The organism is Streptomyces sp. NPDC005899, assembly GCF_040629645.1.
Classification (GTDB): domain Bacteria; phylum Actinomycetota; class Actinomycetes; order Streptomycetales; family Streptomycetaceae; genus Streptomyces.
On sequence record NZ_JBEXWB010000015.1, the window covers coordinates 23668 to 48333 of the forward strand.

Sequence of the window (24666 nt, forward strand, 5' to 3'; positions counted from 1 at the left end):
CGCGTCCGGAGTGTGAGCCCGGCCGCACGTCTCCGTGCCCGCTCCTGGAGTGCGAGCCTGGATCTCGCGCCACGGTGCCCGCTTCGGCTGTGAGAGTCCCCGGCCGCACGCCTCGGTGCCCGCTCCCGGAGTGTGAGCCCCCGGCCGCACGCCTCCGTGCCCGCTCCCCGGATCCGACCCGTGCGGCCGCACCCCACCGCGCCCGGCACCGGGCACAACACCCGGCACCGGGCGTACGCCTGGTTCCGGGCGGAGGGGGGGCGGGGGCTCAGCCCTGCTGACGGGACGGACGCCGCAGCCGGGCTGCCCAGCGGGCGCGGTCTGCACGCAGAGCCCACCTGCGGGCCAAGGACGTACGGCGCTCGGACAGCGCCCATATCACCCGAACGGCCGAACGCGGGGCGAAGGTTGCCCGCAGACGGCCCAACCGACCCGCAGAAGCGCGCAGCCCCACACGCACGGCCGAGACGTCCTCGGCCGTCCCGGCGACCGGCTGCGGCTCGGGGGCGTACAGCACCTGCTCGACCGCCCCCGCCAGCCGGTGGACCGCGGCGGCCGCCGTGCCCTCCAGCCCGCCGATCCGCACGACGCGGGCCGCCGCCTTCCTGGGGGTCAGTGACTCGTCCGGCACGATGCCGTGGTCCCAGGCCGTGTCCATGACCTCGCGCCAGGCGGCCATCACCCGGGCAGCGGCATCGCCGGGAGTACGGCCTCCCGAGGAGCCGAGCCGCCGCGCACGCGTCCGCAGACGCCACAGCACCGGAGAGAGCGGGAGGAGGATGACGGCCAGGCCGCCGACCGCCCACAGCGCGAGGGAGCCCGGGGGAGTGCCGGTGCCGGTGGAACTCACCGCGCCCGGCGCGTCGGAGGCACCGCACTCACCCTGCCGCCGCATCTGCGCGGGGCACGTCTCCGTGGAGGACGGGGCCGCCGTGGGGGCGGCGGACGCGTCCTCGGAGGCTTCGGCGGGGCCGCTCGGGCCCTGCGACGGCGTCTCGGGCCGGGTGTACGAGGGAGTGGTGCCCCGGGACGGCGTCGGCTCGAAACGGGTCCAGCCCACACCCTCGAAGAACAGCTCGGGCCAGGCGTGCGCGTCACGCAGCCCGACCGACACGGAGCCGTCCGCCTGGACCGTGCCGGGAGTGAAACCCACCGCGACCCGGGCCGGAATGCCCAGCGTCCTCGCCATGGCGGCCATCGTGAACGAGAAGTGGACGCAGAAGCCCTCCTTGTCCTTGAGGAACCGCTCGATCGCCGCCGTGCCCGTGCCGGACGTCACCGTCGTGTCGTAGCGGAAGCCGCCCTCCGCGGCGAACCAGTCCTGCAGTTTCACCGCGCGCTCGTAGTCGTCGGCCGAGCCCCGCGTGACGCGCTCGGCCGTCCTCAGGACCACTGCGGGCAGCGAATCGGGGACCCGCGTGTACTCGCGCACCAGCCCCGCCGGTGGTGCCATTGCCCCGGAGAGCTGCCCGGCCGTCGGCTCCACGAGCAGACTGCTGACCTCGTACCGGGTGCCGCGCGTGGTCTGCCCGTCGTCGCCGACGAGGGTGCGCCCCTCCGGCTCGTACCTCCAGCGGCCGTCGACGTCCACCTCGCTCGCCGGATAGGGGAGCGGCAGATACGTCTGCCGGTACGACGGCGACGCCGAGATGTTCGTCCGGATCTCGGTGACGGAGACGTCCGAACCGAGACCCGCCGGCTGCGGCAGCCTCTCCGGCACGTCCCTCAGCCGGCGCGTCGAAGGGCGCCACTCGCTTCCGTCGAACTGATCCAGAGCCAGTATGCGCAGGTAGAAGTCCTGGGGACTTCCCGAGTTGGTGCGATACGACAGCACCTCCCGGTTCTCCGGCTGGTTCAGGTCGTTCTGGAGCGAGACCAGCGGGTTGACCGCGGAGATGGTGCCCCCGCCGCTTCCCTTCCCCGTGCCGCCGCCCCGGCCGCCCAGCAGCCCGCCGTCCAGCGCGGGCAGCGCGGCCGGGATCACCAGGGCGATCCCCAGGGTGACGGCGCCGATGCGGCGCCCGGTGCGGACGGGCGCCCGCGAGGCCGCGGACGGCCCCTCGAAACCGGCGGCCAGCCCTCCCGACGACCGGGAGACCCCGCTGAAGACCTTGCCCCACTCCGCCAGCCGGTCCCGGCTCTCGGCCAGCAGCAGGAGCAGGTAACCACCCGCGGCGAGCAGGAACCAGAGCCAGTCCGTCCCGCCGTCGGAGAGCCCGGCCGCGACCGAGTAGAGCGCGAGCAGTGGCAGTCCCGCCGGTGCGGCGGCGCGGAACGTCACCGCGACGACGTCCACGGCGAGCCCTATCAGAAGCACCCCGCCGATCAGCATCAGCTGGATGCCCTCCGTCGCGGGCGCGGGAGTGGCGTACCTGCTGACGTCGTCGCTGCCCGCCACGAGCAGATCCGCGAGCCGCCGGAGCGCCTCGGGGCCGGGTAGCACGCCGAACAGGGCGCGTTCGCCGGCGAAGGCGACGGTCAGCAGCAGCAGGGTGACCAGCGCCTGGAGTGCGACGGTGAGCATCCGCGCCAGCGGCACCCGGCGGGCCAGCGCGCCGACACCGCTCTGGAGCGCCAGCAGGAACGCCGCCCGCAGGATCCACTTCGACGTGTCGACCAGGGGCATCAGGGCCCCCGCCGCCATCATCGTCGCCGCGAAGGCGCACAGCGCCAGCCTGATACGCGCGCTCATGACCATCCCCCGGAGAACCCCGTCGTCGCACCGGCCGTCCGGGACTGCGGGCCCAGGGGATGCTGACCCGCCTGCCCCCACAGCCGGGCGAGCCGCACCCCCGGCGGCACCGCCACCGCGGTCCAGCCGGCTTCACGCAGGAGCCGCAACCGGTCCGCGGCCGTCACCGCGGCCGCCGCGTGACCGCGCAGCCATTCGGTGCTGTCCAGCACGAACGCGACGGCGCCACCACTGCGCTGCCGCATCCGCGCCGCCACCGCCGCCTGCTCCTCGTCGAGGTCGCCGAGGAACGCGACGAGCAGCCCTTCGGTGTTCCCGCGCAGCACGTCGTACGCGCGGGACAGGCCTCCCCCGTCGGAGTGGGCGACCACCGCGAGGGCGTCCATCATCAGACCCGCCGCCTCCGCGGACTCCTGGTTCGACCCCGCGAACCCGTCGGAGCCCTCGTCGGGTACGGCTCTTCCGTCGTCCGTCAGGAGCCGGACGGCGAATCCGCGCTCCAGCATGTGCACCAGCACCGATGCGGCGCCCGACACCGCCCACTCGAAGGCCGAATCGGGCCCGGCGCCCTGGTAGGCGATCCGCCGGGTGTCCAGCAGCACCGTGCACCTGGCTCGCTGCGGCTGCTCCTCGCGGCGCACCATGAGCTCGCCGTAGCGCGCGGTGGAGCGCCAGTGCACCCGGCGCAGGTCGTCACCGTGCCGGTAACCGCGCGGGATGATGTCGTCCTCGCCGGCCAGGGCGAGTGAGCGCTGCCGCCCGTCGCCGTGACCGGAGGCATCGCCCGCCAACCTCAGCGTCGGAAGGGGCTCGGTGCGGGGGACGACGACGAGTGTGTCGTGCGCGCTGAAGGAACGGGTCAGCTCGCACATGCCGAACGGGTCGCTCAGCCGCAGCTGCAGGGGACCGAGCGGATAGCGCCCGCGCAGGTCGGACCTGACCCGGTAGGAGACTTCCCGCCTGCCGCCCGCCTCCACCCGGTCCAGCACGAACCTCGGCCGGGGGCCCAGGACGTACGGCACGCGGTCCTGGAGCATCAGCAATCCGGTGGGCAACCGGGAGGCGTTGTCCATCCGCAGGTGCACCCGCGCCTCCGAGCCCGCGGGCACCCGGGTGGGCGACAGCCGCCGGCTGCCCGCGACCCGGTAACGGGTGCGGTAGAGGACGAGTACACAGACCAGCGGCAGCACCGCCAGCAGGATCCCGACCCGCAACAGGTCGCCCTGGCCCAGCACATAGGCACAGACCGCGGCGGCCACACCCGCCGCGAAGAAGGACCGCCCGCGGGTCGTCAGGCCGTGCAGGGCCGAACGGAAACCACCTCGCGCGTCGCCGCTGTCCACGGGGCCGGGCGCGCCGGCCTCCATCACAGCCGCCGGGCGCCGGGCTGCCGGCTGTGCACCGGGCTGCCGGGATGGTGCTGCGGCTGCGCGGGGGACGCGGCGGCGCCGGACGTCGGCACGGGGACGCGCTGCAGGATCTCCAGCACGACCTGCTCGGCGGTGCGGCGGTTGAGCTGCGCCTGTGCCGTCGGCAGCAGGCGGTGCGCGAGCACCGCGACCGCGAGTGCCTGCACGTCGTCCGGCAGGGCGTAGTCACGCCCGCTGAGGGCGGCCGATGCCTTCGCCGCGCGCAGCAGGTGCAGGGTCGCCCGAGGCGAGGCCCCGAGCCGGAGATCGGGATGGTGGCGGGTGGCGCCGACGAGTTCCACCGCGTACCGCCGCACGGATTCGGCGACGTGGACCGTGCGCACCGCGTCGATGAGCTTCACGATGTCGTGGGCGTGTGCCACCGGCTGGAGGTCGTCCAGCGGAGAGACGCCGCCGTGCACGTCGAGCATCCGCAGCTCGGCCTCCGCGCTGGGGTAACCGATCGACACCCGGGCCATGAACCGGTCGCGCTGCGCCTCGGGCAGCGGATAGGTGCCCTCCATCTCGACCGGATTCTGGGTGGCCACCACCATGAAGGGGTCGGGCAGCTCGTAGGTCCGGCCGTCGGCGGTGACCTGGCGCTCCTCCATCGACTCCAGCAGCGCGGACTGGGTCTTGGGCGACGCGCGGTTGATCTCGTCACCGATGACGATCTGGGCGAAGATCGCGCCGGGCTTGAACTCGAACTCCCTGCGCTGCTGATCGAAGATCGACACGCCGGTGACGTCCGAGGGCAGCAGATCGGGTGTGAACTGGATGCGCCGCACCGAGCAGTCGATGGACCTCGCCAGCGCCTTGGCCAGCATCGTCTTTCCGACGCCGGGTACATCCTCGATGAGGAGGTGTCCCTCGGCGAGCAGCACGGTCAGCGAAAGCCGTACGACCTCGGGCTTGCCCTCGATCACACTCTCCACCGACCTGCGCACCCGCTCCACCGTGGTGGTCAGATCTGTGAGGCTCGCTCGATCGTCATAGGTCGTCACCCGGCCCTCCTCGGCCCCTTGTGCACGGGCCGGCACACGAAACCGGCCGGCCCGCCCCGAAATACGGACACTCCCCGGAGGACCCGGGGAGACGCCACATCCGCATTCTCGTCGCCGTTACCGCTTCGTGTCACTCGCCTGTGGATAAGTAGGGGCGATATGCCTGGTCCGGGCCGAATGTCGGCACGGGCCGGGGGTCAAGCCATTCAGGAGGCGGGAAGGATCTCCCGCAGCCGGCCGGTCTTCACGTCGAAGACGAAACCGCGCACGTCGTCCGTGTGCAGGAGGAACGGCGAGGTCCGTACGCGCTGGATCGACTGGCGGACGTCCTGGTCGACGTCCTTGAACGCCTCCACCGCCCAGACCGGACGCTGTCCGACCTCGTGCTCCAGCTCCTGGCGGAAGTCCTCGGTGATGCTTTCGAGGCCGCAGCTCGTGTGGTGGATGAGGACGACGCTGCGGGTGCCGAGCGCGCGCTGGCTGATGGTCAGCGACCGGATGACGTCGTCGGTGACCACGCCGCCCGCGTTGCGGATGGTGTGGCAGTCGCCGAGCTCCAGGCCGAGCGCGGCGTGGAGGTCGATGCGGGCGTCCATGCAGGCCACCACGGCGACGTTGAGCACGGGGCGGGCGTCCATACCGGGATCGGTGAACCGGTCCGCGTATCGGGAGTTGGCCTCGACGAGCCGGTCTGTGACCGTACCGCCGGGGCGGGCGGCGGCGGAGGCATCGGTTTCGGCAGAGGTCTGCGCAGAGGTCGACATGGACAAGACGTTATCGCTCGGAACCGCGCCTGGCGTGCTGGGGGAGGGGACAAAGAGCGTCAACGAGACGTGTTGTGAGCTAACGCACAAGCCTCACGGTCCCGCGCCCGCCCAGGTGAGGCCCGGACCCACCGCGGCGGGGCGACGCGCTGTCCGCTTCGTTGATCGGGAATCGATCGAATGGCAGGGTGGACTAAAGTGACGCGAAGTTACCGACGCGCCTGTACATACTGCATATTCTGCATGTTTCGAATACCCCGTGATGTGCGGCGCACCTGCGGCCCGGCCCTCTCCCGCTCGCCGGCCGGCCGACGCCCCTTCCCCGGCGCCGGCGGGCCTCCCCTTCCGAGCGGGCGGGGACCGGACCGCACGTGCGGCCACACGGGACTGAGCCTGAGAGGGCGCATTGAGCCAGACCCGACACGTCCCGGTGATGCTCCAGCGGTGCCTGGACCTGTTGGCCCCGGCTCTGGAGGCGTCAGGACCGCGGCCGCCCGTGGTCGTGGACTGCACCCTCGGGCTCGGCGGTCACAGCGAGGCCCTGCTCGCGGCCTTCCCCGCGGCACGACTGGTCGCGCTGGACCGGGACAAGGAGGCGCTCAGGCTCTCCGGTGAGCGCCTCGCGCCGTACGGGGACCGGGCCACCCTGGTGCACGCCGTCTACGACGAGCTCCCCGAGGTGCTGGAGCGGCTCGGGATCCCCAAGGTGCAGGGGATCCTGTTCGACCTCGGCGTCTCCTCCATGCAGCTGGACGAGGCGGACCGCGGTTTCGCCTACGCCCAGGACGCCCCGCTCGACATGCGCATGGACCAGACGACCGGCGTCTCGGCCGCGGAGGTGCTCAACACCTACCCGCCGGGCGAGCTGGTGCGGATCCTGCGCGCGTACGGCGAGGAGAAGCAGGCCAAGCGGATCGTCTCGGCGGTCGTACGCGAACGCGAGAAGGAGCCCTTCACCAACAGCGCCCGGCTCGTCGAACTGATCCGGGACTCCCTGCCGCAGGCCGCCAAGCGCACCGGGGGCAACCCGGCCAAGCGGACCTTCCAGGCCCTGCGCATCGAGGTCAACGGTGAGCTGACCGTCCTGGAACGGGCCATTCCCGCCGCGGTGGGAAGCCTGGCCGTCGGCGGCCGGATCGCCGTCCTCTCGTACCACTCCCTCGAGGACCGCCTGGTCAAGCAGGTCTTCGCCGCGGGAGCGGCCAACACGGCGCCACCCGGGCTGCCCGTGGTCCCCGAGCGCTACCAGCCCCGGCTCGAACTGCTCACCCGCGGTGCCGAACTGCCCACCGAGGAGGAGGTCGCCGAGAACCGGCGGGCCGCCCCCGCCCGGTTGCGCGGAGCACGGCGGATCCGCGAGGAGGAGCGATGAGCGGGCGCCGCCCGGACGGCCGGGCAGCGGGGAAGGCGGGGGCGCGGCGGTGACCGGGACGGCCGAGCAGATGAAGGGGCGGGCCGGACGGCTCGCCCGGCTGATGCCCTCGGGGCCGAGCACGGCGGCTCGTACCCCCTTCGTCCTGCTCGTCGTGCTGCTCCTCGCGGGTGGCCTGATCTCGCTCCTGCTGCTGAACTCCGCGCTGAACGAGGGATCGTTCAGGCTGAGCAGGCTGAAGAAGCAGACCACCGAACTCACCGACGAGCAGCAGGCCCTGCAGCGCGACGTCGACAGCTACTCGGAACCGGACGCCCTGGAGCGGCGCGCCCGCGAACTCGGCATGGTGCCGGGCGGCAGCCCCGCCTTCCTGAACCCGGACGGCACCGTCAGGGGTGTGCCCCGGCGGGCCACCGCCGAGCCGCCGTCCCCCCTCCTCACGCCCTCACCCGAGGCGAGCGCCGCGGGCGGCCGGGCCGGCCCCTCCGGCGCCGCCCCACCGGCCGCCCCCGCGTCGCAAGTGCCCTCCTCGGCCGGCGCCGTGCCGACGCCCCCCGCTGTGCCCCCGACGAGCCCCGGCAGGTGACGAAGTGCCGTCCAAGGAACCGCCGCACCGCCGCGTGCCCGGACCCGCACGCTCCCGCAACGCGGCAGGCGCCTCGGGACGTCCACGGACCGGCTCGCGTCCCGAGGCCCGGCGGCCGTCCCGCCCGGCGACGAGGCGGCCGCGGGCGGGAGCGGCGCGCGGCGGCCCCCGGCGTTCCCTCCGGCTCGGCAGCCCGCGCCCGAGGCTGCGCCTGATCAGCCTCTGCCTGACGCTGGTCATGCTGGCGTTCGTCGTCCGGCTCCTCCAGGTCCAGGCCGTCGACGCCAGTGCGTACGCGGCCAAGGCCGACAAGAACCGCTACCTGGAGTACACGATCGCCGCCGAGCGCGGAGAGATCACCGACCGGAGCGGTATCGCCCTGGCCACCAGCGTCGACGCCCACGACATCACGGCCGACCCGAAGCTCTTCACTCCCGAGGAGAGCAAGGCGCCGGACGCCCCCCGGCAGGCCGCGGCCCTCCTGGCGCCGATCCTCGGCAAGGACGCGGAGGAGCTGGCGAAGAAGCTGTCCACGCCCCGGAGCCGGTACACGGTGCTGGCCAGGCGGCAGACCCCCCAGGTCTGGAAGCAGATCAAGGACCTCAAGTCCGTCCTCGCCGAGAAGGCGGCACAGGACCTGGCCGAGGGCGGCCGGGGCACCAACGTGCTGGCCGGGGTCCTTCAGGAGCCGACCACCAAGCGCGTCTACCCGAACGGCGACCTCGCCGCCGGGATACTGGGCTTCGTGAACGCCGACGGCAAGGGCGGCGGCGGCCTGGAGGCCCAGCTCAACGACCGGCTCGAGGGCGAGGACGGCAAGATCCGTTACGCCCAGGCCGGCGGCCGCCCCGTACCGACGGCCGGCTCGAAGGAGATCCCGGCCGTCGCGGGCACCGACGTCGAGCTGACCATCGACCGTGACATCCAGTGGGCGGCCCAGCGGGCCATCGCCGACCAGGTGAAGACGTCGGCGGCCGACCGCGGTTACGTGGTCGTCCAGAACGCGAGGACCGGCGAGGTGCTGGCCATGGCCAACGCCCCCGGCTACGACCCGAACGACCTCTCGCAGGTGAACGGGGCGGCCCTCGGGAACGCGGCACTCCAGGACGTGTACGAACCCGGCTCCACCAGCAAGGTCATGTCGATGGCGGCGGTACTGGAGGAGGGTGTCGCGACGCCCGGAACCCACGTGACCGTCCCCAACCGGCTGCACCGCGGCGACCGGCTGTTCAGGGACGACATCGACCACCCCACCTGGTACCTCACGCTCAACGGCGTACTCGCCAAGTCGAGCAACATCGGCACCATCCTGGCCACCGGGCAGCTCGGCGAGAACCAGGCCGCGGCCAACAAGGTCCTCCACTCCTACCTGCGCAAGTTCGGCATCGGCAGCACCACGGGGCTCGGCTATCCGGGGGAGTCGCCCGGTATCCTCGCCGCGCCGAAGGACTGGTCGACCTCCCAGCAGTACACGATCCCGTTCGGCCAGGGGCTCTCCCTCAACGCCATGCAGGCCGCGTCGGTCTACCAGACCATCGCCAACGGGGGCGTCCGGATCGAGCCGACCCTCGTCCGCGGCACGAAGGACGGGGAGGGCCGCTACACGGCGGCCGGGGAGCCGAAGAAGACCCGCGTGGTCAGCGAAAAGACCGCGAAGACCCTGGCGAGGATGCTGGAGTCCGTCGTGGACGACCAGGAGGGCACCGGCGCCAAGGCGCACATCGACGGCTACCGGGTCGCGGGCAAGACCGGGACCGCCAACCGCGTCGACCCCGTACGCGGTGTCTACAAGGGCTACACCGCCTCCTTCGCCGGTTTCGCGCCGGCGGACGATCCGCAGATCACCGTCTACTGCGCCATCCAGAACCCCACCAAGGGCAGCTACTTCGGCGGCCAGATCTGCGGGCCGATCTACAAGAAGGTCATGGAGTTCGCCCTGAAGACCCTCCAGACCCCCCCGTCCGGCAGTGCTCCCCCCCGGCTGCCGGTGTCCTTCAGGCCCGGCGAGTGACTCGGAAGAACCTCAGTGACGACCATCACCCCCGATCCCGGGAACCGGAACGGGAAGTACCGCCACCCCGGCCCCTCGCTTCGCGGGAGGCCGGGTCCGCCCGGTACGCTCACCGCCGTGCCCCACGCTGATCAGTTCCAAACCACTCAGAAGGACGCGCCTGTGACCTACCCGGGAGCGCCCCGACCGGACCGGCTCCGGCCGACACCCCTCGGAGAGCTGGCAGCCCGGCTGGGCGCCGCACACCGGCCCTCCGGCGAGGTCACCGGGATCACCCACGACTCGCGGGCCGTACGCCCCGGGGACGTGTACGCGGCCCTGCCAGGTGCCCGGCTGCACGGCGCCGACTTCGCCACCCAGGCCGCGGGCCTCGGCGCGGCGGCGATCCTCACCGACCCGGCGGGCGCCGAACGCGCCGCCGCCACCGGCCTCCCGGTCCTGGTCGCCGACGACCCGCGCGGCCGGATGGGCGACATCGCCGCGGAGATCTACGGACGCCCGGGCGCGGACCTCCTGCAGATCGGCATCACCGGAACGTCCGGCAAGACGACCACGGCCTACCTCGTCGAGGGCGGGCTGCGCGGTGCCGGGCGGAGCACCGGACTGATCGGCACCGTCGAGATGCGGATCGGCGACGAGCGCATCAAGTCGGAGCGGACCACGCCCGAAGCGACCGACCTCCAGGCCCTGTTCGCCGTCATGCGGGAACGCGGCGTCGAGGCGGTCGCCATGGAGGTCTCCAGCCACGCCCTCGTGCTCGGCCGGGTCGACGGCTGCGTCTTCGACGTCGCCGTCTTCAACAACCTCAGCCCGGAGCACATGGAGTTCCACTCCGGCATGGAGGACTACTTCCAGGCCAAGGCCCAGCTGTTCACCCCGCGGCGGAGCAGGCTCGGGGTGGTCAACTTCGACGACGAGTACGGCCGCAGGCTGGTCACGGAGGCGTCCGTCCCGGTCGTCACCTTCTCCGCCGAGGGCCACCCGGACGCCGACTGGCGGGCCGAGGACGTCGAAGTGGGCCCGCGGGACAGCACCTTCACCGCGATCGGCCCCGCCGGGGAGCGGATCGCCGCCAGGGCGCCGCTCCCCGGGCCGTTCAACGTCGCCAACACCCTCGCCGCGATCGTCACGCTGGCCGTCGCGGGCGTCGAGCCGCAGACCGCCGCCGACGGCGTCGCGGCCGTCCCCGGGGTCCCCGGCCGGCTGGAACGCGTCGACGCCGGGCAGCCGTACCTGGCGGTCGTCGACTACGCGCACAAGACCGACGCCGTCGAATCCGTTCTGCGCTCCCTGCGGAAGGTCACCGAGGGCAGGGTGCACATCGTGCTCGGCTGCGGTGGCGACCGCGACACGACCAAGCGCGGCCCGATGGGCGCCGCGGCGGCCCGCCTCGCGGACACCGCCGTACTGACCTCGGACAACCCCCGCTCCGAGGACCCCCTGGCGATTCTCGCCGCCATGCTCTCGGGCGCCGCCGAGGTACCCGTCCACGAGCGCGGCGACGTGCTCGTGGAAGCGGACCGGGCGGCGGCCATCGCCGCGGCGGTCGCCCGCGCGGAGCCCGGCGACACCGTGCTCGTGGCCGGAAAGGGCCATGAGCAGGGCCAGGACATCCACGGAGTGGTACGCCCCTTCGACGACCGCAAGGTCCTGCGTGAGGCCATCGAGCGTGCCGCACGGCGCGCGAGCGCCGTGCACGCCCCCGCCGACAGCGCACACACCCACGAGAACAACAGTCAGGGATGACCAAGTGATCGCCCTCTCCCTCGCCGAGATCGCCGCCGTCGTCGGCGGACAGCCGCACGACGTTCCGGACCTGTCCGCCCTCGTCACCGGGCCCGTCGTCATCGACTCGCGGGAAGTGCGCCAGGGCGCCCTGTTCGCCGCCTTCGCGGGCGAGCGGGTCGACGGCCACGACTACGCCCGGCGCGCCGTCGAGGAGGGCGCGACGGCGGTGCTCGCCGCCCGTCCCGTCGGTGTGCCGGCGATCGTCGTCGACGACGTCGTGGCGGCGCTCGGCAGCCTCGCCCGGGCCGTCGTCGAGCGCCTCGGCACCACCGTCGTCGGGCTCACCGGCTCGGCGGGCAAGACCTCCACCAAGGACCTGATCGCCCAGCTGCTGGAGCGCAAGGCCCCCACGGTGTGGACCCCCGGGTCCCTCAACAACGAGATCGGCCTGCCCCTCACCGCGCTGAGCGCCACGGCGGAGACCCGCCACCTCGTCCTCGAGATGGGCGCGCGGGGCGTCGGCCACATCCACTACCTCGCCGAGCTCACCCCGCCGCGGATCGGCCTGGTCCTCAACGTGGGCAGCGCCCACCTCGGCGAGTTCGGCAGCCGGGAGGCCATCGCGCAGGCCAAGGGCGAGCTCGTGGAGGTCCTCCCCGAGGACGGTGTCGCGGTCCTGAACGCCGACGACCCGCTCGTGCGGGCGATGGCGTCCCGCACAGAAGCCCGGGTGGTCCTCTTCGGGGAGGCCCCGGATGCGGACGTACGGGGAGAGAACGTCCGGCTCACGGACGACGGCCGCCCCGCTTTCTCGCTCCGCACACCCACCGGGTGCAGCGACGTGACCTTGCGCCTGTACGGTGAGCACCACGTGTCGAACGCGCTCGCCGCGGCCGCCGTCGCCCATGAGTTGGGCATGTCCGTGACCGAGATCGCCGAGGCGCTCTCCGGGGCGGGCTCCCTCTCCCGCTGGCGCATGGAGGTCACCGAGCGTCCGGACGGTGTGACGGTCGTCAACGACGCCTACAACGCGAACCCCGAATCCATGAAGGCCGCACTCCGTGCGCTGGCCGCCATGGGCAAGGCCCGACGGGCGGGCGGGGGGCGCACGTGGGCGGTGCTCGGTCAGATGGCCGAGCTCGGTGACGCGTCGCTCGCCGAGCACGACGCGGTCGGACGGCTCGCCGTCCGGCTCAACGTCAGCAAGCTCGTCGCTGTCGGGGGAAGAGAAGCCTCCTGGCTGCAACTGGGCGCATATAACGAGGGTTCGTGGGGTGAGGAGTCGGTGCACGTGTCCGACGCACAGGCGGCCGTCGACCTGTTGCGCAGTGAACTGCGCCCGGGAGACGTCGTGCTGGTGAAGGCGTCCCGGTCGGTCGGCCTGGAGAAGGTCGCCCTGGCACTGCTGGAGAACGCGACCGAGGGCGAGGTCGCCGTCCGATGAGGCAGATCCTCTTCGCGGGGGCCATAGGGCTCTTCCTGACCCTGGTCGGGACTCCGCTGCTGATCAAACTTCTGGCCCGCAAGGGCTACGGGCAGTTCATCCGGGACGACGGCCCGCGTACCCACGGCAGCAAGCAGGGCACGCCCACCATGGGTGGTATCGCCTTCATCCTGGCGACGGTCATCGCCTACGTCCTGGCGAAGGTGATCACCGGCGAGGAGATGCGCTTCTCCGGTGTCCTGGTCCTGTTCCTGATGGCGGGAATGGGCCTCGTCGGGTTCCTCGACGACTACATCAAGATCGTCAAGCAGCGTTCGCTGGGCCTGCGGGCCAAGGCCAAGATGGCCGGCCAGCTCATCGTGGGCATCGCCTTCGCGGTGCTCTCCCTGCAGTTCGCGGACGCCCGGGGCAACACCCCGGCGTCCACCAAGCTCTCCTTCGTCGAGGACTTCGGCTGGTCGATCGGCCCGGTGCTGTTCTGCGTCTGGGCCCTGTTCATGATCCTCGCCATGTCCAACGGGGTGAACCTGACGGACGGTCTCGACGGCCTCGCCACCGGGGCGTCGGTGATGGTCTTCGGCGCCTACACCTTCATCGGGCTGTGGCAGTTCCAGGAGTCCTGCGCCAACGCCGACACGCTGACCAACCCGCAGGCGTGTTTCGAGGTACGCGATCCGCTCGACCTCGCGGTCGTCGCCTCCGCGCTGATGGGCGCCTGCTTCGGCTTCCTGTGGTGGAACACCTCGCCCGCGAAGATCTTCATGGGTGACACCGGCTCCCTCGCCCTCGGTGGCGCGCTCGCCGGCCTGGCGATCTGCTCCCGCACGGAGTTCCTGCTCGCCCTCCTCGGCGGCCTCTTCGTGATGATCACCATGTCCGTGGTCATCCAGGTCGGTTCGTTCAAGATGACCGGCAAGCGGGTGTTCCGCATGGCACCGCTCCAGCACCACTTCGAACTCAAGGGCTGGTCCGAAGTCCTCGTGGTGGTCCGCTTCTGGATCATCCAGGGCATGTGCGTCATCGTCGGCCTCGGCCTCTTCTACGCGGGATGGGCAGCCAAGAAGTGAGCACCTCGGACTGGCAGGGCAAGCGCGTCACAGTCGCCGGACTGGGGGTCAGCGGCATCCCCGCCGCCCGCGCCCTGCACGAGCGCGGGGCCCTCGTCACCGTCGTCGACGACGGTGACCACGAGCGCGCCCGCGCCCAGGCGGCCGAACTGGAGGCGCTCGGCGTCACCGTGCGCCTCGGCGACGGCGCGACCCTGCCCGAGTCCACGGAGCTCATCGTCACGGCCCCGGGCTGGAAGCCGGACAAGCCGCTCTTCCTGGCAGCCGCCGAGGCGGGCGTCCCGGTCTGGGGCGACGTCGAACTCGCCTGGCGGCTACAGGGGCCCGACGCCGCACCCTGGCTCGCGGTGACCGGAACCAACGGCAAGACCACGACCGTGCGGATGCTCGCCTCGATCCTCGGCGCGGCCGGTCTGCGCACGGCCGCGGTCGGCAACATCGGGGTCTCGCTGCTGGACGCCGTGCTCGGCGAGGAGACGTACGACGTACTCGCCGTCGAGCTCTCCAGCTACCAGCTGCACTGGGCGCCCTCCCTGCGCGCCCACTCCGCGGCCGTCCTCAACCTGGCCCCCGACCACCTCGACTGGCACGGCTCCATGGCCGGGTACGCGGCCGACAAGGGGCGGGTCTACGAGGGGAACCGCGTCGCGTGCGTCTACAACGCCCAGGACGCCGCGACCGAGGACCTCGTGCGCGAGGCCGACGTCGAGGAGGGCTGCCGGGCCATCGGCTTCACCCTCGGCACCCCGGGACCCTCGCAGCTCGGGGTCGTCGACGGCATCCTCGTCGACCGCGCCTTCGTGGCCAACCGCCAGAAGCAGGCCCAGGAGCTCGCCGAGGTCGGCGACGTCGACCCGCCGGCCCCCCACAACATCGCCAACGCCCTCGCGGCGGCGGCGCTGGCCCGCGCCTACGGCGTGGAGCCGGCGGCCGTACGGGACGGACTGCGGGCCTTCCGCCCCGACGCGCACCGCATCGAGCGGATCGCGGAGGCCGGCGGGGTCACGTACGTCGACGACTCCAAGGCCACCAACACCCATGCCGCCGAGGCGTCCCTCGCGGCCTACGACCCCATCGTCTGGATCGCCGGCGGCCTCGCCAAGGGCGCCACCTTCGACGAGCTCGTGACCGGGGCGGCCGAACGGCTGCGGGGCGTCGTGCTCATGGGCGCCGACCGGGCGCTGATCCGGGAAGCCCTGGCGCGACACGCCCCCGAGGTACCGGTGGTCGACCTCGACCGGACCGACACTGGGGCGATGTCCGTGGCGGTCGCCGAAGCGGCGCGGCTCGCCCGGCCGGGCGACACCGTGCTGCTGGCACCCGCCTGCGCCTCGATGGACATGTTCGTCAACTACAACAAGCGGGGCGAGGCGTTCGCGGACGCGGTGCGCCGGCTGGCCGACGAGAGCGCCTGACGGGCCGACGGCGGCCCCGTACGCTCCCGGAGGACCGGAGCGCCGCCGGGAGCCCGCCCAGGGCCCCGGACGACGGCCCCGGGCACGAGCAGTGGAGGGGACAGCGACGATGGCGGCCGACGAGAGCCCATCCGCACGCGGAGCGGCGCCCTCGCGGGCGGCCGCGGCGATCAGCAGGGCCTTCACCCCGCGGAGGCCGGCCGGGGCGGTGCCGACGGGCCCCGTACCGCCCGAGGGTGTCGCCCTGCGGAGCAGACCCGCCACCGGCGCCCGGCGGCCCGCCGCACCGCGCGGTGGCAACCGCCCGGCCCCGGCACCCCGGCCGCCCCGGGGTGCGGGGGTGCGGCGGACCCACGAGCGGCTACGAAGGGCCTGGGACCGCCCTCTGACGGCGTACTACCTGATCCTCGGCTCCACCCTGCTGATCACCGTGCTGGGCCTCGTGATGGTCTACTCCGCCTCGATGATCAAGGCGCTGGAGCTCGCCAAGCCGGCGACGTACTTCTTCCGCAAGCAGTTCCTCGCCGCCGTCATCGGCGCCGCGCTGATGCTGCTGGCCGCCAGGATGCCCGTCAAGCTCCACCGTGCGACGGCCTACCCGCTGCTGATGGGCACGGTCTTCCTCATGGTCCTTGTCCAGGTGCCGGGGATAGGGAAGTCGGTCAACGGCAACCAGAACTGGATCTACCTGGGCGGGCCCTTCCAGCTCCAGCCCAGCGAGTTCGGGAAGCTCGCGCTCATCCTGTGGGGCGCCGACCTGCTCGCCCGCAAGCAGGACAAACGGCTGCTGACGCAGTGGAAGCACATGCTCGTCCCGCTGGTGCCCGTGACCTTCATGCTGCTCGGGCTGATCATGCTCGGCGGCGACATGGGGACGGCGATCATCCTCACGGCGATCCTGTTCGGCCTGCTGTGGCTGGTCGGGGCGCCCACCCGGCTCTTCGCGGGGGTGCTCTCCGTCGCCGGCCTGCTGGTGTTCCTCCTGATCAGGACCAGCCCGAACCGGATGTCCCGGCTGAGCTGCATGGGCGTCAGCGAGCCCGGCCCCGACGGCTCGTGCTGGCAGGCCGTGCACGGGATCTACGCCCTGGCCTCCGGCGGATGGTTCGGTTCCGGGCTCGGTGCGAGTGTGGAAAAATGGGGCCAACTCCCCGAGCCCCACACCGACTTCATCTTCGCGATCACCGGGGAGGAGCTGGGTCTGGCGGGGACGCTGTCGGTACTCGCCCTGTTCGCGGCTCTAGGCTATGCGGGTATCCGCGTGGCCGGACGCACGGAGGACCCCTTCGTGAGGTACGCAGCGGGAGGCGTGACCACCTGGATCACGGCCCAGGCCGTGATCAACATCGGTGCGGTGCTCGGCCTGTTGCCGATCGCCGGGGTCCCGCTGCCGCTGTTCTCCTACGGAGGTTCGGCCCTGCTGCCGACCATGTTCGCCGCCGGGCTCCTGATCGCCTTCGCGCGAGAGGACCCTGCGGCGAGAGCGGCCCTGGCCATGCGGAGGCCCGGGGTCAGATGGAAGACGATGAGACGGCGCGTCACGAAGCGTCCGTCCGGAGAGCGGTGAATTTCGGTGCATGTCGTACTCGCCGGCGGGGGGACCGCCGGCCACATCGAGCCCGCGCTTGCCCTCGCAGACGCCCTGCGCAGGCAGGACCCGGCCGTGGGAATCACTGCCCTCGGCACGGAGCGCGGACTCGAGACCAGGCTCGTACCCGAGCGGGGGTACGAGCTGGCACTGATCCCCGCCGTGCCGCTGCCGCGCAAGCCCACACCTGAGCTGATCACCGTCCCGGGACGGCTGCGCGGCACCATCAAGGCCGCCGAGCAGATCCTGGAGCGCACCGGGGCGGACTGCGTGGTCGGCTTCGGCGGCTACGTCGCCCTGCCCGGCTACCTGGCCGCCAAGCGGGCCGGCGTGCCCATCGTCGTCCACGAGGCGAACGCCAGGCCGGGCCTCGCCAACAAGATCGGCTCGCGGTACGCCCACGGGGTCGCCGTCTCCACCCCGGACAGCAAGCTGCGCGGGGCCCGTTACATCGGCATCCCGCTGCGCCGGACCATCGCCACCCTCGACCGGGCCCGGGTCCGCCCGGAGGCGCGCGCCTCCTTCGGCCTCGACCCCAACCTGCCGACGCTGCTGGTCTCCGGCGGGTCCCAGGGCGCCCGGCACCTCAACGAGGTCGTCCAGCGGGTCGCTCCGCTGCTCCAGCGTTCGGGCATCCAGATCCTGCACGTCGTCGGCCCGAAGAACGAATTGCCGCGCATCGACAACATGCCCGGGATGCCGCCCTACATCCCGGTACCGTACGTGGACCGGATGGACCTCGCGTACGCGGCGGCCGACATGATGCTGTGCCGTGCGGGCGCGATGACCGTCGCCGAGCTCTCCGCCGTCGGGCTGCCGGCCGCCTACGTGCCGTTGCCGATCGGCAACGGCGAGCAGCGGCTCAACGCCCAGCCGGTGGTCAACGCCGGCGGCGGTCTGCTGGTGGACGACGCGGCGCTCACCCCCGAGTGGGTGCAGGGCAACGTCCTCCCGGTGCTGTCGGATCCGCACCGACTGTACGAAATGTCCCGCGCGGCTGCCGAGTTCGGCCGACGGGACGCCGACGACCTGCTCGTCGGCATGGTGTACGAGGCGATTGCCGCACGCCGCCAGGCGTGAGGCGGTGCGGGCCCGGGGCATCGGCCCCGGGCCCGGCGAAGGAGCGAGCGTGGCCGGACCGACGACCGCCCAGCGCGGCGAAGCCAGGAGGGCCGACACACCGGCCCGTCCGCCGCACATCGGCCCCCGGGGGCGCCGGCTGACCGGCAGGGTGCGGATGATCCTGTCCGGTGCGGCCGTGGCCCTGACGGCCGCGGGAGTCCTCTGGCTGCTCTACGGCTCCTCCTGGCTGCGGGTGGAGCGGGTGTCCGTCACGGGCACCCACGTCCTCACCCCGGCCGAGGTGAGGTCCGTGGCGGCCGTCCCGCTCGGATCCCCGCTGGTCTCCGTGGATCTGGACGCGCTGGAGGCCAGGTTGCGCGGCAGGCTTCCCCGGATCGACTCGGTGGACGCCGCACGGTCGTGGCCGCACGGCGTCGCTCTCGAAGTGACCGAGAGGAAACCGGTTCTGCTGGTCGAAAAGGGAACGAAATTTATCGAAGTGGACGCAAAAGGCGTACAGTTCGCTACCGTCGCGAAAGCTCCCGGACATGTGCCGCTGCTGGAGTTGGCGCCGGACCGCCGTGCCGGTCCGCGCCGGTTCGGCGGTGACCGTCTGTCGCGGGAGGCGGTGCGGGTCGCGGGCGACCTGCCCCGCGGGCTCGTCGCGGAGACCGAGGCCGTGCGGATCACCTCCTACGATGCCGTTGTTCTCCGGTTGACCCGGAATCGCACCGTTATGTGGGGCAGTAGTGAAGAAGGGCCCGTCAAGGCGCGTGTTCTCGCCGCTCTCATGAAAGCGTCTCCCAAAGCGGGGCACTTCGACGTGAGTGCGCCCAGTGCCCCTGCCGCGTCGGCGAGTTGACGCACGTTTGGGCAGGCCAGCACCCTGGTTGGTCAGCGCTACGGGTGATCACATAGGGTGAAAAGAAAAACGGGAGGTTCGGCGTGTTCGTTGAACGTGCGCCACTTGTCGACTTAGTGTCCTGTTCGGAAGAGTCCAAGAAGCAGACACACTGGTAACCCTCAACTTCAAGGTTAGGGTTCGGGTCGGCGTTCGGACCGTCCCAATCGGCATCCGTCGTCGCGGCGGGACTACCGCGAAGCGACGACACGTAACTCGAGGCGAGAGGCCTTCGACGTGGCAGCACCGCAGAACTACCTCGCAGTCATCAAGGTCATCGGTGTCGGCGGCGGTGGTGTCAATGCCATCAACCGAATGATCGAGGTCGGTCTCAAGGGCGTCGAGTTCATCGCCATCAACACCGATGCGCAAGCACTGTTGATGAGCGACGCCGACGTCAAGCTCGACGTCGGCCGTGAACTCACCCGTGGCCTCGGCGCCGGGGCGAACCCGGCCGTCGGTCGCAAGGCGGCAGAGGACCACCGTGAGGAGATCGAGGAGGTCCTCAAGGGGGCCGACATGGTCTTCGTCACCGCAGGAGAAGGCGGCGGCACCGGCACCGGCGGCGCACCCGTCGTGGCCAACATCGCACGTTCGCTCGGGGCCCTGACGATCGGCGTGGTCACCCGCCCGTTCACCTTCGAGGGCCGGCGGCGTGCGAACCAGGCGGAGGACGGCATCGCCGAACTCCGCGAAGAGGTCGACACCCTCATCGTCATTCCCAACGACCGGCTGCTGTCCATCTCGGACCGCCAGGTCAGCGTGCTGGACGCCTTCAAGTCGGCCGACCAGGTACTGCTCTCCGGCGTCCAGGGCATCACCGACCTCATCACGACCCCGGGTCTGATCAACCTCGACTTCGCCGACGTCAAGTCGGTCATGTCCGAGGCGGGATCGGCGCTCATGGGCATCGGATCCGCCCGCGGCGACGACCGCGCGGTGGCGGCCGCGGAGATGGCGATCTCCTCGCCGCTCCTCGAGGCGTCCATCGACGGCGCGCGGGGCGTCCTGCTCTCCATCTCCGGCGGCAGCGACCTCGGTCTCTTCGAGATCAACGAAGCGGCTCAGCTGGTGAGTGAGGCGGCGCACCCGGAGGCCAACATCATCTTCGGCGCGGTCATCGACGACGCGCTGGGTGACGAGGTCCGGGTGACCGTCATCGCCGCGGGCTTCGACGGCGGGCAGCCGCCGACCCGTCGCGAGACCGTCCTCGGGGCGAGCGCGGGCAAGCGGGAGGAGCCGGCTCCGCCGGCCCGGACCGCCGAGCCGGTGCGTCAGACGAGCGCGCTGGGCTCCGTGCCCCCGCGTGAGGAGTCCCAGCCGGCGAACGAGCCCGCGCCGGCGGCGAACGAGAGCTCGCTGCCGGTCTCGCCCCCGCACGTCCCGACGGCCCGTCCCTACCAGGACAGCCAGGCCGAAGAGCTGGACGTACCGGACTTCTTGAAGTGATAGATCCGCAGCACGCGGTGAAGACCGCGGTGGCTTCCACGGGCGGCGCCCATTTCGCCTTCACCGACAGGTGGGGCGGAGTGAGCGCCGTTCCGTACGAGGAGCTCAACCTCGGCGGCGCGGTCGGTGACGATCCCGCTGCCGTCCGCGCGAACCGCGAGCGCGCGGCCCGTTCCCTCGGGCTGGACCCCTCCTCGGTCGTCTGGATGAACCAGGTGCACGGGCGCGAGGTGGCCGTGGTCGACGAACCGTGGGGTGACCTCGCGGCGGTGCCGGCCGTCGACGCGGTGGTGACCGCCCGGCGCGGACTGCCGCTCGCGGTGCTCACCGCCGACTGCACGCCCGTCCTGCTCGCCGATCCGGTGGCCGGGGTCGCCGGAGCGGCCCACGCGGGCAGGCCCGGCCTTCTCGCCGGGGTCGTCCCGGCCGCGGTCGAAGCCATGATCGCGCTCGGCGCCGAAGCGTCCCGGATCGTCGCCCGCACCGGACCGGCCGTCTGCGGACGGTGCTACGAGGTGCCGGAGGAGATGCGCGCCGAGGTCGCCCGGGCGGTTCCGGCATCCTGGTCCCGGACGTCCTGGGGGACTCCGGCGGTGGACGTCACGGCCGGGGTCCACGCCCAGCTCGACGCGCTGGGCGTGCGCGAGCGGCACCGGTCCCCGTTCTGCACCCTGGAATCGGGCGACCACTTCTCCTACCGCCGCGACCGCACCACGGGACGGCTCGCCGGTTATGTCTGGTTGGACGGGTAGCTCATGACGGATCGTAAGAAACAACTCACCGCGAACCTGGCGCGGGTGGAGGACCGCATCGCTTCCGCCTGTGCGGCGGCGGGCCGTGCGCGGGAGGAGGTGACGCTCATCGTGGTCACGAAGACCTACCCCGCGAGCGACGTGCAAATCCTGAGGGAACTCGGTGTGCGTCACGTCGCCGAGAACCGTGACCAGGACGCGGCGCCGAAAGCCGCCGCCTGTGCGGATCTGTCGCTCACTTGGCACTTCGTCGGACAGTTGCAGACCAACAAGGTGCGTTCTGTGACCGGATATGCCGATGTGGTGCAATCGGTCGACCGGATCAAGCTCGTCACCGCACTCTCCGCGGCGGCGGTGAAGGGCGGCCGGGAACTCGGCTGCCTCATCCAGGTCGCCCTGGACGCGGAGAGCGGCGAGCGCGGGGACCGCGGAGGCGTGGCGCCGGACGCGGTCGAGGAGTTGGCCGCCGCGGTGGGGGCGGCGCCGGGGCTCCGGCTCGGCGGCCTGATGACCGTCGCCCCGCTCGCCGGGCCCTACGCGGGCCGGCAACGGGCGGCGTTCGACCGGCTGATGGAAATCTCGTCCCGCCTGCGCGCGAACCATCCGGCTGCGAACATGGTCTCCGCGGGGATGAGCGCGGATCTCGAGGACGCGGTGGCGGCCGGAGCGACACATGTACGCGTCGGTACGGCGGTACTCGGAGTCCGACCCCGGCTCGGGTAACGTCGCGAAGCAAGTCGGACCACAGCAGAAAATATGGTCATTCCCGCTGATAGCGGGCAGGCCGGAGTGGATCTCGGGCACTTGGTGACACGAATGCCGATCCACCACAGAGCGGAGGACTCGGAGCATGGCCGGCGCGATGCGCAAGATGGCGGTCTACCTCGGCCTCGTGGAGGACGATGGGTACGACGGCCCGGGGTTCGACCCCGATGACGAATTCGAACCCGAGCCGGAGCCCGAGCGGGACCGGCGGCGGCACCAGCCCCCGCACCAGGTGGAGCGGGAACGGGACGAACCGGTACGAGTGGTGCAGCCACCCGCGCAGCGCGAGCCGGTTCAGCTCCCGGTGGAAAGCGGACGACCCGCCCGAATCGCACCCGTGGCATCCATCACACCCGACCGCCCGAACATGGAGAAGAACGCACCGGTGATCATGCCCAAGGTCGTGTCCGAGCGGGAGCCCTACCGCATCACCACGCTGCACCCCAGGACCTACAACGAGGCCCGTACCATCGGGGAACACTTCCGTGAGGGCACTCCGGTGATCATGAATCTGACGGAGATGGACGACACGGACGCGAAGCGACTTGTCGACTTTGCCGCGGGTCTCGTCTTCGGGCTCCATGGCAGCATTGAGCGTGTGACACAGAAGGTGTTCCTGTTGTCGCCTGCTAACGTCGATGTCACGGCGGAGGACAAGGCCCGCATCGCAGAGGGCGGATTCTTCAACCAGAGCTGAGAACACGACACCGGGAACGACCGGCCGCGAGGCCGGAGCTACGAAAGCCAGGGGAGAGGGAAGCGCGGGAGATGGGCGTCGCACTGGATGTGGTCTATATCGCGCTGATGTGCTTCCTCATCGTGCTGATCTTCCGGCTGGTCATGGACTACGTCTTCCAGTTCGCACGTTCATGGCAGCCAGGCAAGGCGATGGTGGTCGTTCTCGAGGGCACTTACACTGTCACCGATCCACCGCTGAAGGTTCTGCGGCGGTTCATACCGCCGTTGCGTCTCGGGGGCGTGGCACTTGACCTGTCCTTCTTCGTTCTGATGATCATCGTCTACATTCTGCTCAACATCGTGGGCAAGCTTGCGAGCAGCGTGTGAACGATACGGTCTTGCCGACTGCCGACGACTACGTAGAGGTGAAGAAGAGATGCCGCTGACCCCCGAGGACGTGCGGAACAAGCAGTTCACGACCGTCCGCCTCCGAGAAGGCTATGACGAGGACGAGGTCGATGCCTTCCTCGACGAGGTCGAATCGGAGCTGACCCGTCTGCTCCGCGAGAACGAGGACCTGCGCGCCAAGCTGGCCGCGGCCACGCGCGCGGCCGCGCAGAACCAGCAGCAACAGCAGCAGCAGGGTATGCGCAAACCCCCGGAGCCGCAGGACCGGTCCGGTGGGCCGGTGCCCGCCGCCATATCGGGCCCACCGGTGCAGCAGCAGCCGCCGCAGATGGGTCCCCCCCAGCTGCCCGGTGGCGCTCCGCAGCTGCCCGCCGGTCCCAGCGGCCACGGCCCCCAGGGCGGCCACGGCCCCGGTCCGCAGGGCCCGCACGGCCCCGGCCCGATGCAGGGCGGTCCCATGGGTGGCCCGATGGGCGGTCCCATGGGCGGTCACGCCCCGCAGCAGCAGATGCAGCAGATGCAGCAGCCGCAGATGCAGCAGCCCGGTCAGGGCCCCGGTGGCGACAGTGCCGCCCGTGTCCTGTCCCTCGCCCAGCAGACCGCCGACCAGGCGATCGCGGAGGCCCGTTCCGAGGCCAACAAGATCGTCGGCGAGGCGCGCAGCCGCGCGGAGGGCCTCGAGCGCGACGCCCGTGCCAAGGCCGACGCCCTGGAGCGGGACGCGCAGGAGAAGCACCGCGTGGCGATGGGCTCCCTGGAGTCGGCCCGCGCGACGCTGGAGCGCAAGGTCGAGGACCTGCGAGGCTTCGAGCGTGAGTACCGGACCCGTCTGAAGTCCTACCTGGAGAGCCAGCTGCGTCAGCTGGAGACCCAGGCGGACGACTCGCTGGCCCCGCCGCGGACCCCGGCCGCCGCTTCCCTGCCGCCGTCCCCCTCGCTGGCTCCGGCCGGTGCGGGCGCGATGGGGCACATGGGCGGCAACCACGGTGGTCACGGCAGCCAGCAGATGGGCGGCGGAAACCAGTCCATGGGCGGCGCCCCGTCCTACGGCGGGCAGCAGCAGATGTCGCCCGCGATGACGCAGCCGATGGCACCGGTGCGGCCGCAGGCGCCGCAGCCGATGCAGCAGGCGCCTTCGCCGATGCGCGGGTTCCTGATCGACGAGGACGACAACTGAGCGGTGCGCGCTCGCTGAGCGCGTAGCCGTCGGCAGGCTGAGGGCCGGGCCCCGGGATTCTCCCGGGGCCCGGCCCTTTTCGCGCTGTGGCCCCGGGGGGTTGCCGGTCCGCCGGGGGTGGCCCGGGGCGGGAACGGACCCTGCGGCGGGACGGCTCCTACGCGGTGGCGGGGGCCGGACAGGCACGGACGCGTTGGCGGGGCGGGACGGGCACGGACGCGGTGGTGGGGCGCGACCGGGCGGAGACCCGCGCCCCCTCCGCCGCTCCCGGCTCCCTACCGGTCCCCCTCCTTCTCCTGGTCCCTGTCCGCCCGCGGCCAGTACAGGCACCCCGCGCCTGGTACGCCGACGGACGGAGGACGCACCGAGGGCCCGGCCGGACGTGCCGGCCGGG

General features: G+C 71.8%; 20 protein-coding genes. 16 read left to right on the forward strand and 4 right to left on the reverse strand.

Annotated elements, in window-relative coordinates; all coding sequences use genetic code 11:
* Nucleotides 1-268 precede the first annotated feature (268 nt).
* From ABZ371_RS03805 to ABZ371_RS03820, 4 genes are all read right to left on the reverse strand, one after another.
* Nucleotides 269-2692, reverse strand: a complete 2424-nt coding sequence (locus ABZ371_RS03805; protein WP_358672975.1) for a DUF3488 and transglutaminase-like domain-containing protein — start codon at nt 2690-2692, stop codon at nt 269-271.
* On the reverse strand, nt 2689-4059 hold the full coding sequence (locus ABZ371_RS03810) for a DUF58 domain-containing protein (RefSeq protein ID WP_358672977.1): 1371 nt from the start codon (nt 4057-4059) through the stop codon (nt 2689-2691). The genes ABZ371_RS03805 and ABZ371_RS03810 overlap by 4 nt, the downstream gene beginning before the upstream one ends.
* Nucleotides 4059-5105 carry a MoxR family ATPase gene (locus ABZ371_RS03815; protein ID WP_358672979.1) on the reverse strand — a complete coding sequence of 349 codons (1047 nt, stop codon included), beginning with the start codon at nt 5103-5105 and terminating at the stop codon, nt 4059-4061. The genes ABZ371_RS03810 and ABZ371_RS03815 overlap by 1 nt, the downstream gene beginning before the upstream one ends.
* A gap of 206 nt (nt 5106-5311) precedes the next feature.
* Nucleotides 5312-5869, reverse strand: a complete 558-nt coding sequence (locus ABZ371_RS03820) for a carbonic anhydrase (protein ID WP_358672981.1) — start codon at nt 5867-5869, stop codon at nt 5312-5314.
* Between the two features lie 406 nt (nt 5870-6275).
* Between ABZ371_RS03820 and rsmH the strand changes: the two genes are divergently transcribed.
* From rsmH to ABZ371_RS03900, 16 genes are all read left to right on the forward strand, one after another.
* Nucleotides 6276-7241, forward strand: coding sequence for a 16S rRNA (cytosine(1402)-N(4))-methyltransferase RsmH (gene rsmH, locus ABZ371_RS03825; protein WP_358672983.1), 966 nt, complete (start codon nt 6276-6278; stop codon nt 7239-7241).
* A 49-nt stretch (nt 7242-7290) separates the two neighbouring features.
* Nucleotides 7291-7827 carry a septum formation initiator family protein gene (locus tag ABZ371_RS03830; protein ID WP_358672985.1) on the forward strand — a complete coding sequence of 179 codons (537 nt, stop codon included), beginning with the start codon at nt 7291-7293 and terminating at the stop codon, nt 7825-7827.
* A 4-nt stretch (nt 7828-7831) separates the two neighbouring features.
* The gene (locus ABZ371_RS03835) at nt 7832-9838 is read left to right on the forward strand and encodes a penicillin-binding transpeptidase domain-containing protein (protein WP_358672987.1); all 2007 of its coding nucleotides are present in this window, start codon (nt 7832-7834) and stop codon (nt 9836-9838) included.
* Between the two features lie 162 nt (nt 9839-10000).
* Nucleotides 10001-11584 (forward strand): UDP-N-acetylmuramoyl-L-alanyl-D-glutamate--2,6-diaminopimelate ligase, encoded by a 1584-nt coding sequence (locus ABZ371_RS03840; protein WP_358672989.1) that lies wholly within the window; start codon nt 10001-10003, stop codon nt 11582-11584.
* Nucleotides 11585-11588: 4 nt separating this feature from the next.
* Nucleotides 11589-13010 carry a UDP-N-acetylmuramoyl-tripeptide--D-alanyl-D-alanine ligase gene (murF, locus tag ABZ371_RS03845; RefSeq protein ID WP_358672991.1) on the forward strand — a complete coding sequence of 474 codons (1422 nt, stop codon included), beginning with the start codon at nt 11589-11591 and terminating at the stop codon, nt 13008-13010.
* Nucleotides 13007-14077, forward strand: a complete 1071-nt coding sequence (mraY, locus tag ABZ371_RS03850) for a phospho-N-acetylmuramoyl-pentapeptide-transferase (protein ID WP_358672993.1) — start codon at nt 13007-13009, stop codon at nt 14075-14077. Before murF ends, mraY begins: the two co-directional genes overlap by 4 nt.
* Nucleotides 14059-15492, forward strand: a complete 1434-nt coding sequence (murD, locus tag ABZ371_RS03855) for a UDP-N-acetylmuramoyl-L-alanine--D-glutamate ligase (protein WP_358672994.1) — start codon at nt 14059-14061, stop codon at nt 15490-15492. Before mraY ends, murD begins: the two co-directional genes overlap by 19 nt.
* Nucleotides 15493-15601: 109 nt before the next feature.
* Complete coding sequence (ftsW, locus tag ABZ371_RS03860; protein WP_358672995.1) at nt 15602-17059, forward strand: putative lipid II flippase FtsW; 1458 nt, start codon at nt 15602-15604, stop codon at nt 17057-17059.
* Between the two features lie 6 nt (nt 17060-17065).
* A complete protein-coding gene (gene murG, locus ABZ371_RS03865) occupies nt 17066-18160 on the forward strand; it encodes an undecaprenyldiphospho-muramoylpentapeptide beta-N-acetylglucosaminyltransferase (RefSeq protein WP_358672997.1) in 1095 nt (364 codons plus the stop codon).
* Nucleotides 18161-18209: 49 nt separating this feature from the next.
* On the forward strand, nt 18210-19004 hold the full coding sequence (locus ABZ371_RS03870) for an FtsQ-type POTRA domain-containing protein (protein WP_358672998.1): 795 nt from the start codon (nt 18210-18212) through the stop codon (nt 19002-19004).
* Between the two features lie 276 nt (nt 19005-19280).
* The gene (ftsZ, locus tag ABZ371_RS03875; RefSeq protein WP_358673000.1) at nt 19281-20492 is read left to right on the forward strand and encodes a cell division protein FtsZ; all 1212 of its coding nucleotides are present in this window, start codon (nt 19281-19283) and stop codon (nt 20490-20492) included.
* Nucleotides 20492-21244, forward strand: a complete 753-nt coding sequence (gene pgeF, locus ABZ371_RS03880) for a peptidoglycan editing factor PgeF (RefSeq protein ID WP_358673016.1) — start codon at nt 20492-20494, stop codon at nt 21242-21244. The genes ftsZ and pgeF overlap by 1 nt, the downstream gene beginning before the upstream one ends.
* A 3-nt stretch (nt 21245-21247) precedes the next feature.
* Nucleotides 21248-21967: a YggS family pyridoxal phosphate-dependent enzyme gene (locus ABZ371_RS03885; RefSeq protein ID WP_358673002.1), complete on the forward strand. Its 720-nt coding sequence runs from the start codon at nt 21248-21250 to the stop codon at nt 21965-21967.
* Nucleotides 21968-22094: 127 nt separating this feature from the next.
* Nucleotides 22095-22706 (forward strand): cell division protein SepF, encoded by a 612-nt coding sequence (gene sepF, locus ABZ371_RS03890; RefSeq protein WP_358673004.1) that lies wholly within the window; start codon nt 22095-22097, stop codon nt 22704-22706.
* Between the two features lie 71 nt (nt 22707-22777).
* Nucleotides 22778-23074, forward strand: a complete 297-nt coding sequence (locus tag ABZ371_RS03895; protein WP_358673006.1) for a YggT family protein — start codon at nt 22778-22780, stop codon at nt 23072-23074.
* A 49-nt stretch (nt 23075-23123) separates the two neighbouring features.
* Nucleotides 23124-24272 (forward strand): DivIVA domain-containing protein, encoded by a 1149-nt coding sequence (locus ABZ371_RS03900; RefSeq protein WP_358673008.1) that lies wholly within the window; start codon nt 23124-23126, stop codon nt 24270-24272.
* The last annotated feature ends 394 nt before the right edge of the window (nt 24273-24666 follow it).

Excerpts from the sequence above, each read along its gene's own strand:
- ABZ371_RS03900 (WP_358673008.1), top strand. The coding sequence starts at position 23,124 with ATGCCGCTGACCCCCGAGGACGTGCGGAACAAGCAGTTCACGACCGTC.
- ABZ371_RS03820 (WP_358672981.1), bottom strand. The coding sequence starts at position 5,869 with ATGTCGACCTCTGCGCAGACCTCTGCCGAAACCGATGCCTCCGCCGCC.
- ABZ371_RS03810 (WP_358672977.1), bottom strand. The coding sequence starts at position 4,059 with ATGGAGGCCGGCGCGCCCGGCCCCGTGGACAGCGGCGACGCGCGAGGT.
- mraY (WP_358672993.1), top strand. The coding sequence starts at position 13,007 with ATGAGGCAGATCCTCTTCGCGGGGGCCATAGGGCTCTTCCTGACCCTG.
- ABZ371_RS03805 (WP_358672975.1), bottom strand. The coding sequence starts at position 2,692 with ATGAGCGCGCGTATCAGGCTGGCGCTGTGCGCCTTCGCGGCGACGATG.
- ABZ371_RS03885 (WP_358673002.1), top strand. The coding sequence starts at position 21,248 with ATGACGGATCGTAAGAAACAACTCACCGCGAACCTGGCGCGGGTGGAG.
- murD (WP_358672994.1), top strand. The coding sequence starts at position 14,059 with ATGGGCAGCCAAGAAGTGAGCACCTCGGACTGGCAGGGCAAGCGCGTC.
- ABZ371_RS03895 (WP_358673006.1), top strand. The coding sequence starts at position 22,778 with ATGGGCGTCGCACTGGATGTGGTCTATATCGCGCTGATGTGCTTCCTC.
- sepF (WP_358673004.1), top strand. The coding sequence starts at position 22,095 with ATGGCCGGCGCGATGCGCAAGATGGCGGTCTACCTCGGCCTCGTGGAG.
- ftsW (WP_358672995.1), top strand. The coding sequence starts at position 15,602 with ATGGCGGCCGACGAGAGCCCATCCGCACGCGGAGCGGCGCCCTCGCGG.